This window comes from Anoxybacillus sp. J5B_2022 (genome assembly GCF_026847645.1).
Taxonomy (GTDB): domain Bacteria; phylum Bacillota; class Bacilli; order Bacillales; family Anoxybacillaceae; genus Anoxybacteroides.
Genome location: NZ_JAPSMC010000135.1, coordinates 1 through 1,563 on the forward strand (window position 1 = coordinate 1; position 1,563 = coordinate 1,563).

General features: G+C 48.8%; 1 protein-coding gene. It reads right to left on the reverse strand.

The features are described 5' to 3' along the window. Positions 1–289: 289 nt before the first annotated feature. On the reverse strand, positions 290–1,563 hold a 1,274-nt coding region (locus M4I42_RS16785; RefSeq protein ID WP_268853175.1), incomplete at its 5' end, for an N-acetylmuramoyl-L-alanine amidase.

A 1,563-nucleotide genomic window follows, 5' to 3' on the forward strand; every position in this document is an offset into this window, starting at 1 on the left:
TTTTTTTTTCAAAAGGCAAGAAAGTATAAAATTTTACGATTAGGTGGAGCGCTGTCTAGCTCCAAGCGCCATCGGCTTGAATCGCTCCGCCCCTTCTTTCGGCGGCACATTGATTGGCTTCATTGAGCTTACCCACGCAGAACCAAGCCATGCTTGGTTCGAGAGCCTCCTCGGTGGGGCTTATGCGATCTTCGCCGACAGGCGGGCGCTTTACGCTTTTCTTACAGTCGGAGGCAAGTATATCGCTTGCCTCCACGTGATTATACCCGACTAGTCGAATTTACTGCTTCTATTGGCTAAAGTAGCGCTGTAGCCCGTTGATGATGGCGGTGACTACTTGCTGTTGGTAAGCGTCGGAACGAATGATGGTTAATTCCGTTGGATTGTTGACGTATCCGAGCTCTAATAAGACCGATGGTGTTGTTGTTTCACGAACGACATGAAAATCACCGAATCGAACGCCGCGGTATGGAATAGATAGCCCATTAGAAAAGAATGGATCGAGTGATAACGCAAGCGGATAGTCGCTTTGTTGGTCATAGTAATAGACAGTCATGCCACTAGCTAGCGTTGGCGAACTGTCGTAATGAATGCTAATAAACGCATCGGCATGCGATTGATGGGCGATACGGACGCGCTCTTGCAGCGTAAGGTATGTGTCACCCGTTCGCGTAAGGTAAACAACGGCGCCTGTTTTTTCTAGTTCCTGTTTTAGCCGCAGCGCGGTGTTGAGCGTCAACGTCTTTTCCATTGTGCCATCGCTTCCGATAGTGCCGCTATCTTTACCTCCATGGCCTGGATCGATGACGATGATTTTCTTTTCAATCGTTCCATTTGTTCCATTGTTTGCTTGGTTGCGTACGACCGAAACGACCCATTCGGCAATATAGCCGCTCGTTCCCCCTGGAAGTTCTATTTTATACCATGTCCCTTCTTTCGCAAGAACGTGAAACTGTTCTCCTTTATTTGCCACTTTTCGCACGTCTGCTGTCAGCGATGGAGCGGTGCGGACGTTTGTCCCGTCTTCTAACACTTGAATCGAATAAGAAGCGGTCATAATGTATGTACGGTATACCCATCCAGTCGCAGCGCCGTTTATGTTTATTTGATACCAATCGGTCGTTTCACCAACGATGCGCACTTCTTGCCCATACGTTAGCTTTTGAATGACATTTGCTTGCAAAGACGGTTCTGCCCGTACGTTCAAGCTATCGACAGCGACCGTTCCCGTTTTCGTCTGTATGGCAGGTGGTACTGGATTTGTGGCGTTCGAAGACACCGGAACGAGATAATCAGAAGCGATCCAACCCGTTTGCGTATTTTGTTTTACTTTCAGCCATTTGCCGTTTCGATCGGTGACTTGAACGGTTTGTCCGCGCTGTAAATAGCCAATGATTTTTGCTTGCGTACTCGGGGCGGTGCGGACACGAAGCTGATTGACAGCCGCTTTCATTTGCACCGTTGTTTCGGCGATGTATTGTCGGGTAACCCAGCCGGTGTCTTTTGCTGACAGCCGCAAATTTACCCAGCCGTTCGTTTCTTGAAGCACAGGGTATGTTTCCC